This window comes from Pseudomonas sp. 3296, from assembly GCF_031456615.1.
In the GTDB taxonomy this organism is placed as follows: domain Bacteria; phylum Pseudomonadota; class Gammaproteobacteria; order Pseudomonadales; family Pseudomonadaceae; genus Aquipseudomonas; species Aquipseudomonas mucoides.
In genome coordinates this window covers 71,226-86,838 of the sequence record NZ_JAVDUY010000012.1, presented here as the reverse complement: position 1 = coordinate 86,838, position 15,613 = coordinate 71,226, and the positions used below count along the sequence as shown (strand labels likewise).

At 56.8% G+C, this 15,613-nt stretch carries 12 protein-coding genes and 1 pseudogene; 5 read left to right on the top strand and 8 right to left on the bottom strand.

Annotated elements, in window-relative coordinates; genetic code table 11:
• Positions 1–83 precede the first annotated feature (83 nt).
• A complete protein-coding gene (locus tag J2X66_RS28395; protein WP_310271486.1) occupies positions 84–722 on the top strand; it encodes a hypothetical protein in 639 nt (212 codons plus the stop codon).
• 72 nt (positions 723–794) lie between these two features.
• On the opposite strand, the gene J2X66_RS28390 is transcribed toward J2X66_RS28395, so the two are convergent.
• The 3 genes from J2X66_RS28390 to J2X66_RS28380 are packed head-to-tail and all read right to left on the bottom strand — an operon-like array spanning position 795 to position 6,285.
• Positions 795–4,448 carry a transporter substrate-binding domain-containing protein gene (locus J2X66_RS28390; RefSeq protein WP_310271483.1) on the bottom strand — a complete coding sequence of 1,218 codons (3,654 nt, stop codon included), beginning with the start codon at positions 4,446–4,448 and terminating at the stop codon, positions 795–797.
• On the bottom strand, positions 4,449–5,075 hold the full coding sequence (locus J2X66_RS28385; protein WP_310271480.1) for a response regulator transcription factor: 627 nt from the start codon (positions 5,073–5,075) through the stop codon (positions 4,449–4,451).
• A 46-nt stretch (positions 5,076–5,121) separates the two neighbouring features.
• Positions 5,122–6,285, bottom strand: a complete 1,164-nt coding sequence (locus J2X66_RS28380) for an EAL domain-containing response regulator (RefSeq protein ID WP_310271477.1) — start codon at positions 6,283–6,285, stop codon at positions 5,122–5,124.
• A 457-nt stretch (positions 6,286–6,742) separates the two neighbouring features.
• On the opposite strand from J2X66_RS28380, the gene J2X66_RS28375 reads away from it, so the two are divergent.
• Entirely contained in the window at positions 6,743–7,864 is a 1,122-nt protein-coding gene (locus tag J2X66_RS28375; protein WP_310271474.1) for an HlyD family secretion protein, read from the top strand.
• Positions 7,861–9,453: a DHA2 family efflux MFS transporter permease subunit gene (locus J2X66_RS28370; protein WP_310271471.1), complete on the top strand. Its 1,593-nt coding sequence runs from the start codon at positions 7,861–7,863 to the stop codon at positions 9,451–9,453. The genes J2X66_RS28375 and J2X66_RS28370 overlap by 4 nt, the downstream gene beginning before the upstream one ends.
• On the opposite strand, the gene J2X66_RS28365 is transcribed toward J2X66_RS28370, so the two are convergent.
• The 5 genes and pseudogenes from J2X66_RS28365 to J2X66_RS28345 all read right to left on the bottom strand — a co-directional run bounded on the left by J2X66_RS28365 (position 9,454) and on the right by J2X66_RS28345 (position 13,661).
• Positions 9,454–9,894: a carboxymuconolactone decarboxylase family protein gene (locus J2X66_RS28365; protein WP_027925479.1), complete on the bottom strand. Its 441-nt coding sequence runs from the start codon at positions 9,892–9,894 to the stop codon at positions 9,454–9,456. It lies immediately after the preceding gene.
• Positions 9,895–9,999: 105 nt separating this feature from the next.
• Positions 10,000–11,448, bottom strand: a complete 1,449-nt coding sequence (locus tag J2X66_RS28360) for a mechanosensitive ion channel family protein (protein ID WP_310271468.1) — start codon at positions 11,446–11,448, stop codon at positions 10,000–10,002.
• Between the two features lie 190 nt (positions 11,449–11,638).
• The gene (gene ycaC / locus J2X66_RS28355) at positions 11,639–12,265 is read right to left on the bottom strand and encodes an isochorismate family cysteine hydrolase YcaC (RefSeq protein ID WP_007943416.1); all 627 of its coding nucleotides are present in this window, start codon (positions 12,263–12,265) and stop codon (positions 11,639–11,641) included.
• A gap of 56 nt (positions 12,266–12,321) precedes the next feature.
• Positions 12,322–12,747, bottom strand: a pseudogene (locus J2X66_RS28350) (isochorismatase family protein); the annotation flags it as partial.
• Positions 12,748–12,794: 47 nt separating this feature from the next.
• Positions 12,795–13,661 (bottom strand): pirin family protein, encoded by an 867-nt coding sequence (locus J2X66_RS28345; protein WP_310271465.1) that lies wholly within the window; start codon positions 13,659–13,661, stop codon positions 12,795–12,797.
• Between the two features lie 107 nt (positions 13,662–13,768).
• Here J2X66_RS28345 and J2X66_RS28340 point away from each other — a divergent pair, with 107 nt between their 5' ends.
• Together J2X66_RS28340 and dkgB are read left to right on the top strand one after the other, a co-directional pair.
• Positions 13,769–14,674 (top strand): LysR substrate-binding domain-containing protein, encoded by a 906-nt coding sequence (locus tag J2X66_RS28340; RefSeq protein ID WP_194941063.1) that lies wholly within the window; start codon positions 13,769–13,771, stop codon positions 14,672–14,674.
• A gap of 134 nt (positions 14,675–14,808) precedes the next feature.
• Entirely contained in the window at positions 14,809–15,612 is an 804-nt protein-coding gene (dkgB, locus tag J2X66_RS28335) for a 2,5-didehydrogluconate reductase DkgB (protein ID WP_310271455.1), read from the top strand.
• The last annotated feature ends 1 nt before the right edge of the window (position 15,613 follow it).

The following is a 15,613-nucleotide window of genomic DNA, read 5'->3' as shown; positions in this document are numbered from 1 at the left end:
AACTGGATTCGCCCCCATCAATTCAACGGTGGGCTGGCGCCAGCTCGGGCCGAAGAAAAACTTAACGTCGTGTCCGGGATTAGTTGACCACTACAGTACTGCCCTTCACCCTGATGAAAGATGTAACAAACGACTCACTGAGATTCTCTGAAAAGAAAGCCGCTCAAAAACAACTAGATAAAGCATCAAACAAGAAGTTCACCCTCCGACACTATACAAAATCAGTCGATGGACCACCGCCTTACAACACCATCAACCCGAACTTTGAGCTTGTGAATACAGGTGTTAAAACGCTTAACAGAACTCAAGGGAGCAATACAAACGAAGATGACTGGAATCGCCTTGGCAATACCGCATTTACGTTCTTTTTGTTAGCCATTGACGGAAAGGTTTCTGAGCGCAGGTTTTTGGCTTCGATGACACATTATGCAGAATTTGATTTGGAAGACCCCGGTCTATTGGACGACCTGGGGCTCGACACGGCCGAGTTCTTTGCCTCTCCAGATTTACTGCATGCGAAAGACTTGTCCACCGTCAAGGCTGTCAAAGGTCCGTTAAGTGAGCTGAAATCCTTAATGATTACCAGCTCAGAGCTTCCGGCTATTCAGTTGGGTATTATGCAAGCCGCCCCTTTGCTTGAACTCATTGACACCAAGTTCCAGGGAAGCCTGGAAATTAAAATTCCAGGTTCGGTTCCAGTATCCCGATGGATTCCTGTCTAAGGAACGATGTCAGCGTCTGGATGAAGTCCTCGCAAAGCGATTACAAACAGACTGACCCGCCAGCCTCTACGTTTAAGCCACGTAGAGGCTCAGCTTATCGGCCAATTGCTCCATCTCCCGCTGCAGCTCATCCACCGCTTCGGCCAATCGGGAAGTGTCCCGGCCCATGCAGACGACTTCAAGATGCTCACAGCACTGAATCAGTCGCTGAGCCCTGATGATCCGCGCGCCCCCTTTCACCCGGTGAGCCAGGCCCGACAATGCATGCAGGTCGTGCTTGGTGAACAACTGAATCAACCGCGCCATGTCTTCTTCATTCGCTGTGGACAGATCACCAATCAGGCTATTGATCGACGCTTTGTCGCCCCGAGTCAGTTGCTCAAGGCTGCTCAGGTCAATCTCATTGCTGCCGTGCACCGAGGACTGCTCCTCACTTCGTTCCATCGGCGCTACAGCCTCCAGGCACACCTTCAATTCCTCAAGCCCGATGGGCTTGAACAGACAATCGTCCATGCCTGCATCGATGCAACGCAGCCGCTCTTCCTGTTGGGCGTTTGCTGTATACCCCAGGATCAAACACGGTGCGCGACCGTTGGTACGCTCCTCTTCACGGATGACCCGAGTTAACTCGTAGCCGCTCATCATTGGCATGTTGCAGTCTGTGATCACTACATCGAACCATTGACTGCGCCAGTCTTGCAGCCCTCGCGCACCGTCTTCGGCATCGCTCACCCGGTGTCCGAGGTGGCTTAGCTGCTGAGACAACAACAGACGATTGGCGGGATAGTCGTCAATAACCAGCACATTCAGCACATGATGTTGCAGGGCAACGTCGAACGGCATCATCCCGGGCAATTCAGCCAGTGGCTCCAGCGCCGGCAAATTCAGATGGACTTCAACCTTTGTTCCCTTACCGAAAACGCTGCTCATGAGCAAACGCCCGCCCATCATTTCGCAGAGCGTGCGACTGATCACCAACCCCAACCCAGAACCACTGCGCGCGGACTGGGTGTTATTGCTGGCCTGGGTAAACGGGCTGAACAAGCTCTGCTGATCTTCATCCGAAATGCCAATACCGGTGTCCTCAATGACAAGGGCAACGGTCATGAACTGCGATTTTTTGGCGGGTCGGGCCTGTAGGCTCAATCGTACCTGGCCGTCCTGGGTGAACTTGATCGCATTACTCAGCAGGTTGGAAACAATCTGTTTGAAGCGCAAAGGGTCAACGAGCACATCGCTTGGCATCTGGAAGTCCAGATCCAGTAGCAGGCTCAGACGTTTTTGCCGGGCGACACCTTCGAATACCCGTAATACCGACTCAAGAAGCTCACGCAAATTGGCCCTTTCTGGCGACAGGGACAAACGCCCGGACTCGATTCGGGCAATGTCCAGAATATCGCCGATCAGGTCCAGGAGGCCATGAGCTGCGCCAGAAGCGACCTCAATGGCAAACCGGTCCGTGACGCCTTGATCAGCCTTTTTCATCGCAATCTCGAGCATGCCGATGACGGCATTCATAGGCGTACGGATTTCATGACTCATGGTGGCCAAAAACAGACTTTTGGCCCTGTTGGCATCATCGGCATGTTCCTTGGCCTCGTCGGCGACCAGCTTTGCTTCACGCAACTGCTCGACAAGCGCCTGGCGTTCGCTGATGTCGATCCAACCGGCAATCACGCCACCCACTTCGCCATTACTGTCGCGGTAGGGCAGCATCCAGTGATAAATCTGCAGTTCACGGTCATCCAACAACCTGATTACACGATCTTCAACCATAGACATGCCGGTACTGGTGATCCGCTGGAAGTCCGCCTCGTAACGGCTCGCGTCCTCGGGGTGAAGCAACTTCACTTTGCCCTTCCCAATCACCGCCTCGCGCTCTACCCCAAACACCTTGAGGTAACTGGAGTTGCAGATCAGCAAAATTCCATTGCGGTCCCGGATGTAAATCGGATGGGGGGTGCCATCAATCAAGACCCGCATAAATTCCAGTTGCTCATTGAGTGCACGCTCAGCCTCATCGCGCCTGCGCAAAGCCACCTTCATATAGGCGATCCATACCAGCGCCAGCATCAAAAGCACCAAAAATCCACAAACCACTTCGACGATAAACGTTCTATTGCGCGTCCAATAGCTGTCTTCGACCATCACGTCGTTACGCCAGCGATTCCTTATTTCATCCATTTCCTCGGGTGGGATGCTCAATAGTGCCTTGTCGAGAATGGAATGAAGCTCTAACGCACCACGTCCAGTCGCAAAGGCTATCTGCGCGAAGTCGTTACCGACGGTGCTGACAACTCGCAACTGACCATCAAAGCGATGATTCATCATGTGACTGCTGAGGATCAGCGTGCCAACCATTGCGTCAGCTTCTCCGTTGACGACCATACTCATAGCGTGTTCTGAGTTGTCGGCATCCACTAACCGGATTTTTGGATAGTTGCTCATCAGCCATTCGTGCATACCATTGTTGCGAGTCAGCGCCAATCGCTTACCCGCCAGTTGCTCGAGTGCAATGGGAATATCGGTATTTGCTTTGGCTATCAGCACATGGGGTGAAGCCAGATAAGGTCGTGTGAAATGCAGCACACGCTCACGCTCTGGACTCGGAGTAAGCGTTGCCAAGAGTTCTGAATCACTTTTTCCAACAGCCTCTACCAGCGCAGAAACCGACGGCACCACCTGAATATCAAACTTCAACCCTGTGCGAAGCGAAACTTTGCTCAACACGTCATTGGCAATGCCTACAAACTCGCCACTTTTGTTAAAAAACGACAAAGGCGGATAACCGCCCACTACATTGACCCGAACACTCGGATGCTCATCCAGCCATCGTTGCTCGCTGCTACTGAAATTCAGACGCCGCTTGCCTGGCATGCTCTCCCCGCCCGCCCCCCAACGGTTCATGATTTCCATGCGCGCACTCACTGGAATCGCTGCGATGGCCGCGTTGACGACACGAATCAGGGTTTGGTTGTCGTGGTTCATGACGAAACCGAAGTCGCGAACTTCCATGCGCGAGAAGTCCGCCAACTCGACATTATTTATAAAATTATTATTAATCAGGTAATTGGCGCTGACAGAATCACCAAGATAAACATCCGCCTGCCCAAACGCTACAGCACCAATAGCGCTCAACATGGAGGGGTAAAGTTGCAGGGTGGCTTTAGGGTAAAAAGCGCGTACGGCATCAGGGGAAATGTAGTGGTACAGCATGGCAATGGTCTTGCCATTCAGGTCAATCGGCAAATCACCGCCGTCACCCTTGCGGGTGATTAATGTGGGCTTGTCACTGGCATAGGGATGGCTGAGCACCATGTTCGGAAACTGCGATTCGAATTCATTGGCCGTTCCGACAAAGTCCACGTCTCCTTTTCTGACCGCGTCCACAACCTCACCGCGACTGTCATACCGGCGAATTTCAACTTTGAGCCCCAGAAGTTCGCCAATCAACTGCGCATAGTCAATCGTCACCCCTTCCATCTGATCATGGTTGATCGTCATGTCGAACGATGCGTAATCGGGAGTAGAGGCTCCCAATAGCAGTACGTTCTTGGAGCGCAACCAACGCCAATCCCTCTCGTCAAGCGTTACGTGATAACCACCGTTAACGTTCGATCGCCCCAACAGGCCAAGCGTTTTCGGCCCGGCCTCAACCGGGGAGCTGAAGTGAGTAACAAGAACAAGCACGACCAGCGACAGACAGATCTGAAGAGACTTCATCATTTAAAGCAGATCGTTGCGTTTGGCGAAGTCAGCCAGATAAACAACCGACGTTACATTGAGCTTCTCGATCAGCCGTGCCTTGTAGGTACTAACGGTCTTGTTGCTCAAGAGCATGAGGTCACCAATTTCCTTATTACTGAGCCCATTCGCCAATTGTTTGAGAATTGCCAGTTCTCTATTCGAGAGCGAACGAATCAGCTCGTCATCCGTTGCGCTTCCATCACTGCGGCGAACAGATTGAGCTTGTATGTCTGGAAAATAGCTGTAACCCGACATGATGACCTTGACGCCCCTGGCCAGTTCATCCAGACCATCGGTTTTGGAGATGTACCCGGCCGCACCTGCACTCATGCACCTCATGGAATAAAATTTTGCAGACAAAGAGGTCAACACGAGGATCTTGGTCGGGATCTCCAAAGCCCGAATACGCCGAATAGCCTCCAGACCGTCAAGCTTCGGAATAGTGATATCCAGTACAAGCATCTCAGGTCTATGTGCAATGACCAGTTGAACGGCATCGGCACCATTATCGGTTTCCGCTACGATTTCAAAATTTTCATTCGCCAACAGCATTTTGACCGACGAACGTATAAATGGATGATCATCTACAACGATTGCTTTTAACATTTGAGTTCCTTGTTACTCCCAAGATAACCATGGTGCTGGAGGCCATTTACGGGTTCCTTTCGCGCAGCCAGTGCCGAAGCCCTTCCGCACACATCGGACGTCCCAGAAAAAAACCTTGCCCTTCTTCACAGCCCATTTGCAATAACGAATCCCGAACCCATTCGCTGCCGATGCCTTCGATAACGAGGCTCATGTTTAGCGATTGAGCCAGCGCCAGCGTACTGACCACCATGGTTTTACTGATGGGATGATGGAGTGTATTTACAAACTTCTTATCAAGTTTTATCTGGCTGAAAGGGAGACGGCAGAGCAGTTGCAATGAAGAAAACCCCAAACCAAAATCGTCGATGGCCAGACCACAACCCAGCATACGCAAGCGCAAAAGGTTGTCCCGCACTTTGGGCTCGAGATCAAGCAAACCGCTTTCCGCCACCTCGAAAATCAATAATGAGCCTGGAAGTTCATAACGCTTCAGGGCGCCCTGTATGTAATCAGCGAAGTCGTCCGAAGCCATTTGAGAGGCATGCAAGTTGAACGCAATCTCGATATTGCTGTTTTGTCTGCGCATGTCCCTTAAGAAGGTCAGGCCCTGCACCAGAACCTGCTCGAACATTTCGTCAATCAGATTGTTCGCGAGCACCTCGGTCAGAAAGTCACGTGGCAATAACAAACCCCGTGTCGGGTGATCCCAACGGACCAGCGCTTCCACGCCGGTCAAGGTGCCCTCGCGCAAAGCGAGTTTGGGCTGAAACCAGGCCTGAAATTCACCCTGCGCCAATCCCCTGCGGATATCGTTGGCACACGTTGCCTGTTTCAGTATTTCGGGTTGCACCTTGGATTCGCCCCGGCGTTGCCGATACTGCTGAATCATCCGATGCAAGGGTCGCATCCGCATGGGTTGGCTCATTACCCCGAGCAACTCCAGGCCAACTAAAAGCGCGGTTCTCTCCAGTGCACGACTCACCGCGGGGTCCAGGGTACTGCACAGCGCCACGGCACGGACCAATCCTGCCCTCGCCGCCTGTTGAAGAAACTCCAGATGATCAAGGTCTCTACCAACCAGATCACACAATACGATGTCAACACCACCTGATGCCTGTAACTCTCGTAATGCCTGTCGGGTATCCGAGGCTTGAAGAATATCTGTTACGCCCAATCGCCGGAGCATCATTACGTGAATACTGCGCGTAAACGCGTAGTCATCCAGCACCAAAACCCTCGGGTAATCCATTTTGGGTCAATCGCTCTTCTACTTTTAAGAAGCGCTGAATACTGGTTAAAAAGTAGAACACTCACCGTAGGAACTAGCCCTCTAGCTTGTAGGGAATTTCCTAGAGACCCACCAACATCCGAGCTGCGACCCGTCCGCTTCGCACATGCAAGCATTGGAAAACCTTTGGTTTACCGGACGCATCTTTATGCGCTCGCTAAAAGGTTAACGGCGGCAGAGTCAGAACATAAATAGAAAGACGACAAGGGACTGATAGAAAAAAACATCTGGTCGAATCAACGCCAACAGAAGTCGGCTAAGCCGGATCACAACGTGACTCCCCCTCTTTTAACCGAACCACCACCTGACGACCGGCAACAAAAATCAATTGCCACTAAATATTACATGCGTCATATTATCAGCGTAATAAACACCCGTTTCCTACAGGTAACCCCCCATGACCAGCATGCCCAGCCTTGAAACCGACCAAGCAGTCCCGGTGAGCACACCCAAACCTCCCCTGCTCAAACGGTTGGTCTTGCTGACAGCGGTAATCGCAGCCCTGGTTGTGGGCGGACTGTATGCCTCGCACTGGTGGACAGCCGGTCGTTTCATCGAGGAAACCGACGATGCCTACATCGGTGGTGACGTCACGGTGATCGGACCGAAAGTCGCCGGGTATATCGACGAAGTGCTGGTGACCGATAACCAGGCAGTCAAGGCCGGCGATGTGCTGATTCGGCTCGACTCCCGCGATTACCGCGCCAACCTGGCCAAAGCCGAAGGTGCAGTGGCGGCTGAAGAGGCGCTGCTGGCGAATCTCGACGCCACTGAACAATTGCAGTACGCCGTGATCGGCCAGGCCCGTGCCGGGATCGATGCTGCGGGCGCGGAAACCTCCCGCTCCCGGGATGACAATGCCCGCTACAAAAAACTGGTGAGCACCAACGCGGTCTCGGTGGAAAGTGCTCAGCGCGCTGATGCTACGTTCAAAACCGCTCAGGCGATCAGCTCGCGGGCCCAGGCCGAATTGTTGGCCGCGCAACGTCAGTTGAACGTGATCGCCACCCAGAAACAGCAAGCCCGTGCCGCGTTGATGCAGGCCCGCGCCGAACGGGATCTGGCGCAATTGAATGTCGGTTACACCGAACTCAAGGCGCCGGTGGATGGCGTGATCGGCAATCGCCGGGCGCGGGTCGGCGCGTATGCGCAGGCCGGTTCGCAGTTGCTGTCGGTGGTGCCATCCAGTGGTTTGTGGGTCGATGCCAACTTCAAGGAAGATCAACTGGCGCGGATGATTCCGGGCCAACGCGTGGTCATCCATGCGGACGTGCTGTCAGGGCAGGAATTCCACGGTCATCTGGGCAGCCTCGCGCCCGCCAGCGGCTCGCAGTTCAGCGTATTGCCACCGGAAAACGCCACGGGCAACTTCACCAAGATCGTCCAGCGCGTGCCGGTACGCGTCATCCTCGATCCGGCCGACGGTGTGCTCGGTCACTTGCGTCCGGGCCTGTCGGTGACGGCTGAAGTCGACACCCGCAAAAGCGCTGACACCCCAGCCGTGGCCAGCGCACCATGAGCCGCGCCCTCGCCGCCCCTGCACAACCGTTCAACCCCGCCAACATGGCGACGGCGACCAAGGTGTTCGCCTTCGCCAGCATGTGCATCGGCATGTTCATTGCGCTGTTGGATATCCAGATCGTGTCGGCTTCGTTGCGTGACATCGGCGGCGGGCTCTCGGCCGGCACCGATGAAACGGCGTGGGTGCAGACCAGTTACCTGATTGCTGAAATCATCGTGATTCCACTGTCGGGCTGGCTGTCGCGGGTATTTTCGACCCGCTGGCTGTTCTGCGCTTCGGCGGTCGGTTTCACCCTCGCCAGCCTGCTCTGCGGCGCGGCCTGGAACATCCAGAGCATGATCGCCTTCCGCGCGCTGCAAGGCTTTCTCGGCGGCTCGATGATTCCGCTGGTGTTCACCACGGCGTTCTTTTTCTTCACCGGCAAACAACGGGTGATTGCCGCTGCAACCATTGGCGCGGTGGCCTCGCTGGCACCGACACTGGGGCCGGTGATTGGCGGCTGGATCACCGACATTTCGTCCTGGCACTGGCTGTTCTACATCAACCTGGTGCCGGGGATTTTCGTCGCCGTGGCGGTGCCGATGCTGGTGAAAATCGACCAACCGGAATTGTCGCTGCTCAAGGGCGCCGACTACCTGAGCATGGTGTTCATGGCGTTGTTTCTCGGGTGTCTGGAATACACCCTTGAAGAAGGCCCGCGCTGGAACTGGTTCAGCGACAGCACCATTCTCACCACCGCGTGGATCAGCGGCCTCGCCGGACTGGCCTTCATCGGCCGGACCTTGCACGTCGCCAATCCGATCGTCGATTTGCGCGCCTTGAAAGACCGCAACTTCGCCCTCGGCTGTTTCTTCTCGTTCGTCACCGGGATCGGCCTGTTCGCCACCATTTACCTGACGCCGCTGTTTCTCGGCCGGGTGCGGGGCTACAGCGCACTGGACATTGGCCTTGCGGTTTTCTCCACCGGGGTATTCCAGATCATGGCGATTCCGCTGTATGCCTTTCTGGCCAACCGCGTGGATCTGCGCTGGATCATGATGACCGGACTCGGCCTGTTCGCTTTGTCGATGTGGGATTTCAGCCCGATCACCCATGACTGGGGAGCCAGGGAATTGATGCTGCCGCAAGCGTTGCGCGGGATTGCGCAGCAACTGGCGGTGCCGCCGGCGGTGACGTTGACCTTGGGTGGTCTGGCGCCGGCACGGCTCAAACATGCGTCGGGGTTGTTCAATCTGATGCGCAACCTGGGCGGCGCCATCGGCATCGCCGCGTGTGCGACGATCCTCAACGACCGCACCAACCTGCATTTCACCCGGTTGGCGGAACACCTGAACAGCACCAACGAAGCGCTGAACCAGTGGCTGTCGCAAGTCGGCAACAACTTTGCCACCCTCGGCCAGAGCAGTGATACCAGCGTCACCGCGAGCCTGCACCAACTATGGCTGTTGACCTACCGCGAAGCCCAGACACAAACCTATGGCGACGCGTTTTTGATGATCATGGTCTGCTTCATCATCGCCACGGCGATGGTGCCCTTGATGCGCAAGGTGCAACCACCGGCCGCGCCGTCAGCAGACGCACATTGATCAGGCTTGAGGCATTTTTCGGAAACCAATCGCCAGACGGTTCCAGGCGTTGATGGTGGTAATGGCCACGGTCAGGTCGACCATTTCTTTCGGGCTGAACTCGGCGGTGGCCAGCTCGTAGTCTTCATCCGGCGCGTGGGTCTGGCTCACCAGCGTCAGGGATTCGGTCCAGGCCAGTGCCGCACGTTCACGCGGGGTAAAGAACGGCGTTTCGCGCCAGGCCGACAACGTAGCCAGACGACGCTCGTCCTCACCGCCCTTGCGGGCATCGGCGCTGTGCATGTCGAGGCAGAAGGCGCAGCCGTTGATTTGCGAAGTGCGCAGCTTGACCAGTTCGATCAGGTTTTTTTCCAGCGGCAGCTTTGACACCGCGGTTTCCAGGGCGATCATGGCTTTGAGCGCATCAGGGGAAGCGGTGTAGAAATCGATACGAGGTTTCATGATGGACTCCGGTAGCAAGTGGGGGTGGAGCTAAGTTAATCGCGCCTGCCCTTCGGACAAATAGCCAATATTCCAGAAGTCGAGGAGGCCACTGACCCCAAACCACTAAGCCCTGTTACGCAACCACTGCAAAAACCCCTTGCGCTCCACCACCTTCGGCACTTCCTGGGTCAACGTCTGCGCCTTGTTCAAGCGGAAATCCAGCAGCGCCTTCATCGACTCGCCAATGTCATGCCGCGCATCCAGGCAAGGCTTGAGGTAGTCCTTCTCAATCCGGTACAGGCTGCACGCGGTCTTGGCGATGAAGTCGGCCGGCATCGCCGTATCCTGCAGGATCCCGCCCTCGCCGATCACCTCGCCCGGTCCCATGCGTCCCGACTCGAACTTGACCCCGGCACGGCTCAACTCCACCGAGACCACTCCGGATTCAATGATAAACAAATGATCGCTGACCTCCCCCGCCGGCAGGATCATGTCCCCGGCACGGAAGGTTTGCAGGGTCATGTGCTGGCTGAAGGTCTCTTTCTCATCCTGACGCAAGGTCGAGAAAATCGCCGAGCTTTCCAGCAAGGCCCGTGGCCGTGACAAACCGGCAGGCACATTCGACTCGATGGTCGACAACAGGCTGACACCCGCAGCCTGCAAATGACGATATGACAGATCGAACAGCAGATTGCGCACCATGCGTTTCTGATCCATCGAGACCACGAAACCACTGATTTCATATTCCACGCCTGCGGCACTGGAGCCCTTGAGGGCGACGCACGGTGCCGGTTTTTGCAACAGATGGCGGCAACCCTGCATGGCCCGTTCCAGTGCGTCGATGACTGTTTGCGGACGTGTATGCGGGCTCAGTTGCAGGCTGATCGACACGCCAAAAATGTCGCTCGGCCGACTGAAGTTGATGATCTTGGCCTTGGCCGCCAGGGAGTTGGGGATCACCGCCATGCTGCCTTGAGCGGTTTGCATGCGCGTGGCGCGCCAGTCGATGTCGGTGACCCGGCCTTCGGTGCCGTCGATGGAAATCCAGTCATCCAGTTGATAGGGTTTGGTGGTGTTGAGGACGATCCCGGAAAACACATCGCTGAGGGTGCTTTGCAAGGCCAGGCCGACGATGATCGCCAAGGCGCCGGAGGTGGCCAGCACGCCTTTGACGGGCAGGTCCAGCACATACGCCAGCGCCGCAATGATCGCGATCAGGAAGATCACCGCACCGAGCAGGTCCTGGAGCAACCGCCCGGTGTGCCCGACCCGCTGCATCATCACCGCGCCGATCAGCACCGTCAGGGTCCGCGCGCCGAACAGCCACCAGCCAATCTGCAAACCGGTGGCCGCCAGGTGCAATGGCACGTTGTCAGGCCAAGGGGCGACCTCCAGCGGGTTCAAGCCTTCGTTGAACAGCAAGACGCTGAACAACGAGAAAATCACCAGCCTGACCAGCAACTTCCATTGACTGCCGGTGGCGCTGGCGCTGATCAACCGCCACAGCCCAAGATCAACCACGATCAGGACCATGGCGCAGACCAATGGATGATTGGTGAAAAAAGACAGCATCGAACGACTCCAACGAAGGCCAATGGCGCGAAGATCTCACACATTGGGCACAGTGTAGGAGGGTTTCATGCAAAACAAATGTGGGAGCGCGCCTGCTCGCGATGGCGGTGTGACAGTCACTGCACACGTGTCTGTCATAACGCTTTCGCGAGCAGGCTCGCTCCCACCGGGGGGGTTAGTTTGTCAGCCGTTATTTGCTGTTGGTCAATGTATTGAAGCTGGTCATCAGGTTGCGATAGTCCGGAATGTGGTTGGAGAACAAGGTGCCCAACCCTTCCACGTCGTTACGCCAGTCGCGATGCAGCTCACAGGCCAGGCCGAACCAGGTCATCAACTGCGCGCCGGAGGCCGACATGCGGTCCCAGGCCGATTGTCGGGTCAGCTCGTTGAAGGTGCCGGAAGCGTCAGTCACCACAAAAACCTCAAAGCCTTCGGCCAGCGCCGAGAGTGCCGGGAACGCCACACAGACTTCCGTCACGACGCCAGCGATGATCAGCTGTTTCTTGCCGGTCGCCTTGATCGCCTTGACGAAGTCTTCGTTGTCCCAGGCGTTGATCTGTCCAGGACGGGCGATGTAAGGCGCATCCGGAAACAGCGCTTTGAGCTCAGGCACCAGCGGGCCATTGGGACCGTTTTCGAAACTGGTGGTGAGGATGGTCGGCAACTTGAAGTACTTGGCCAGGTCGGCCAGGGCCAGCACATTGTTCTTGAACCGGTCCGGTTCGATGTCGCGCACCAGAGACAGCAGTCCCGCCTGGTGATCAACCATCAAAACCGCAGCGTTGTCCTTGTCGAGACGTTTATATGAAGTCGTCATTGCAGTAGTCCTCGCGTGTTGTCGATGCCGAGTGGATATCGGCGTGGGGGAGTCGTTTAGCGCTGGGAGTCCAGCACTTCGTGTTCATTCGCCACTTGCTGAGCCTTGAGGTAGCTTTCGATCAACAATTGATAATGCGGCATGGCCTGGGCGTAGACAGCGGCCCACTGCTCGGCATCCGGACGGTTCCACGAGCCTTGCAGTTCAGACAGCGTAGCCATAATGTCGATCGGCACGACCCCGGCCTGCGCCAAACGGGCGATGGTCAGATCAGTGGCCAGTTTTGAGTGGTTGCCGGAGGCGTCGACCACCGCAAACACTTTGTAGCCTTCATGCACCGCCGCGATGGACGGAAACGCCAGGCAAACGCTGGTCAGCGTGCCGGCAATGACCAGGGTTTTCTTGCCGGTGGCATTGACTGCCGCGTGAAACCCGGCGTTGTCCCAGGCATTGATTTCGCCCTTGCGTGCCCTGGCCTGGGAACCGGCCTACTCATCCTGTGCAGAGCGGGTTGTTGACTGAGTACGGGTTAACCGTGCATCCGGCCGAAGCGACCGGACTGGAAGTCGGCGAAGGCCTGGTGAATCTCTTGCTCGGTGTTCATCACGAACGGGCCGTGACCGACAATCGGCTCGTCGATCGGCTCGCCGCTGAGCAACAGCACCACCGCATCCTGGCTGGCTTCAAGGGTCAGCTGATCACCCTTGCGATCGAACAGGGCCAACTGACCTTCGCCCACCGCCCCCTGGCCATTGACCTGAACCGTGCCACGCAACACCACCAAGGCCGTGTTACGACCTTCGTGCAGGTCCAGGGTCAGCAACTTGCCGCCCTTGAGACGCAGGTCCCAGACGTCAATCGGGGTGAAGGTGCGAGCCGGGCCGGTGTGGCCGTCGAACTCACCGGCGATCAAGCGCAAACTGCCGGCCTGGTCCTTGAGCGGGATGTTCGGGATGTCGCCATCGAGAATCGTCTGGTAACCGGCGTCGGCCATTTTGTCCTTGGCCGGCAGGTTGACCCACAGCTGCACCATTTCCAGGGTGCCGCCAGACCTGGCGAAACCTTCGGAGTGAAACTCCTCATGCACAATCCCTGAAGCGGCGGTCATCCATTGCACATCGCCAGGGCCGATCGTGCCGCCGCTGCCGGTGGAGTCACGGTGTTCCAGTTCGCCCTTGTAAACGATAGTCACGGTTTCAAAACCACGGTGCGGATGCTGACCAACGCCACGCCGTTCAGTGGTCGGGGTGAATTCGGCAGGCGCCGCGTGATCCAGCAGCAGGAACGGGCTGATGTGCTTGCCCAGGTTGTCGTAGGAAAACAGCGTCCGAACCGGAAAACCGTCGCCGACCCAATGGGTACGCGGGCTGGTGTAGATACCGATGATGTCTTTCATGGTGTCTCCTGATGAGGTGAGTGAAGCCATGGACAAAGCTTAAAACTGGAACCTTTGGTGCGCTAGACTGCAAAAACCAGCCTTTGCGTTCTATTTAAGGAACGATGATGGAAGACCTCAACACCCTTTACTACTTCACCCAAGTGGTGGAACACGGTGGTTTCGCCCCGGCGGGCCGGGCGCTGGACATGCCTAAATCGAAGCTCAGCCGACGGATCGCCGAGCTGGAAGAACGCCTCGGGGTCCGCCTGCTGCATCGCACCAGTCGTCATTGTTCATTGACAGAAATCGGCCAGGCCTATTACCAGCGTTGCCTGGCCATGCGCGTGGAAGCGGAAAGCGCCGCTGAACTGATCGAACGCAATCGCTCCGAGCCTCAAGGCCTGGTGCGTATCAGTTGCCCGACGGCGCTGCTCAACTCCTGGGTCGGGCCCATGCTGACGCGCTATATGCTCAAATTCCCGCTGGTGGAATTATTTATCGAGAGCACCAATCGCCGGGTCGACCTGATCCATGAAGGGTTCGACATCGCCCTGCGCGTGCGCTTTCCGCCGCTGGAAAACACCGACATGGTGATGAAGGTATTGGGCAACAGCACCCAGTGCGTGGTGGGCAGCCCGGCCTGGGCCGAACGTCTGTCGTCCCCCGCCTCTCCCGCCGACCTGAGCGGTTTGCCGAGCCTGCATTGGGGCGCCGCCCAGCGTGAATATCAGTGGGAATTGTTCGGTGCCGAAGGCGCCAGTGCACTGATTCGACATACACCCCGCATGGTCACCGATGACCTGCTGGCGTTGCGTCACGCGGTAGTGGCGGGGATTGGCATCGCGCACCTGCCGAGCGTCGTGGTGCGCGATGACCTGGCGGCCGGTCGCCTGGTGGATCTGGTGCCGGGTTGGGCACCGAAATGCGGCGTCATCCATGCCATCTTTCCATCGCGCCGTGGACTGCTGCCGTCGGTGCGTACATTGATCGACTTTCTGGGCGAGGAGTTCAACCACGCTGACATCGCTTGAAGAGGCCGGCACACACCATCACTCTTTGCATTCATGACTTGCGGTAAACAGTGCTTTGCCCAGCCAGCGGTTTTTCCCAAGGATCACGACGGGGATACTCCTGCTCATTCCCACCGCAATCCCTGGAGTCACAGATGTCTATTCCCGCCTTCGGTCTCGGTACGTTTCGCCTGCAAGGCCAGGTGGTCATCGATTCGGTAAGCACAGGCCTGGAGCTGGGCTACCGAGTGATCGACACCGCGCAAATCTACGAAAACGAAACCGACGTCGGTCTCGCCATCGCCACCAGCGGTATCACCCGTGACGAGTTGTTCATCACCAGCAAAATCTGGGTCGCCAACTTCGCCAAGGACCGTTTGGTCGACAGCCTCAAAGAGAGCCTGCGCAAACTGCAAACCGACTACCTCGACCTGACGCTGATCCACTGGCCGTCCCCGGAAGACCAGGTGCCGGTCGAGGAATTCATGGGCGCCCTGCTTGAAGCCAAACAGTTGGGTCTGACCCGGCAGATCGGCGTCTCCAACTTCACCGTCGACCTGATGAAGCAGGCCATCGCCGCCGTCGGTGCCGACCACATCGCCACCAACCAGATCGAACTGCACCCGTACCTGCAAAATCGCAAAGTCGTCGAGTTCGCCCGCCGTCATGACATCCAGATCACGTCCTACATGACCCTGGCCTATGGCGAAGTGCTCAAAGACCGGGTCATCCAGCAGATCGCCGAACGCCTTCACGCCACCCCGGCGCAAGTCACGCTGGCGTGGGCCATGCAGTCCGGTTACGCCGTGATCCCTTCCTCCACCCAACGCGCCAACCTGCACAGCAACCTCAAAGCCTGCGACCTGACCTTGAGCGACGCCGACATGACATCGATCGCCGGCCTTGATCGCGGCCAGCGGCTGACCAGCCCTGAAGGCATCGCGCCGCAGTGGGATTAAG

Excerpts from the sequence above, each read along its gene's own strand:
- J2X66_RS28365 (WP_027925479.1), bottom strand. The coding sequence starts at position 9,894 with ATGAAACCTCGTATCGATTTCTACACCGCTTCCCCTGATGCGCTCAAA.
- dkgB (WP_310271455.1), top strand. The coding sequence starts at position 14,809 with ATGTCTATTCCCGCCTTCGGTCTCGGTACGTTTCGCCTGCAAGGCCAG.
- J2X66_RS28375 (WP_310271474.1), top strand. The coding sequence starts at position 6,743 with ATGACCAGCATGCCCAGCCTTGAAACCGACCAAGCAGTCCCGGTGAGC.
- J2X66_RS28385 (WP_310271480.1), bottom strand. The coding sequence starts at position 5,075 with ATGTTAAAAGCAATCGTTGTAGATGATCATCCATTTATACGTTCGTCG.
- J2X66_RS28340 (WP_194941063.1), top strand. The coding sequence starts at position 13,769 with ATGGAAGACCTCAACACCCTTTACTACTTCACCCAAGTGGTGGAACAC.
- ycaC (WP_007943416.1), bottom strand. The coding sequence starts at position 12,265 with ATGACGACTTCATATAAACGTCTCGACAAGGACAACGCTGCGGTTTTG.
- J2X66_RS28345 (WP_310271465.1), bottom strand. The coding sequence starts at position 13,661 with ATGAAAGACATCATCGGTATCTACACCAGCCCGCGTACCCATTGGGTC.
- J2X66_RS28360 (WP_310271468.1), bottom strand. The coding sequence starts at position 11,448 with ATGCTGTCTTTTTTCACCAATCATCCATTGGTCTGCGCCATGGTCCTG.
- J2X66_RS28370 (WP_310271471.1), top strand. The coding sequence starts at position 7,861 with ATGAGCCGCGCCCTCGCCGCCCCTGCACAACCGTTCAACCCCGCCAAC.
- J2X66_RS28390 (WP_310271483.1), bottom strand. The coding sequence starts at position 4,448 with ATGATGAAGTCTCTTCAGATCTGTCTGTCGCTGGTCGTGCTTGTTCTT.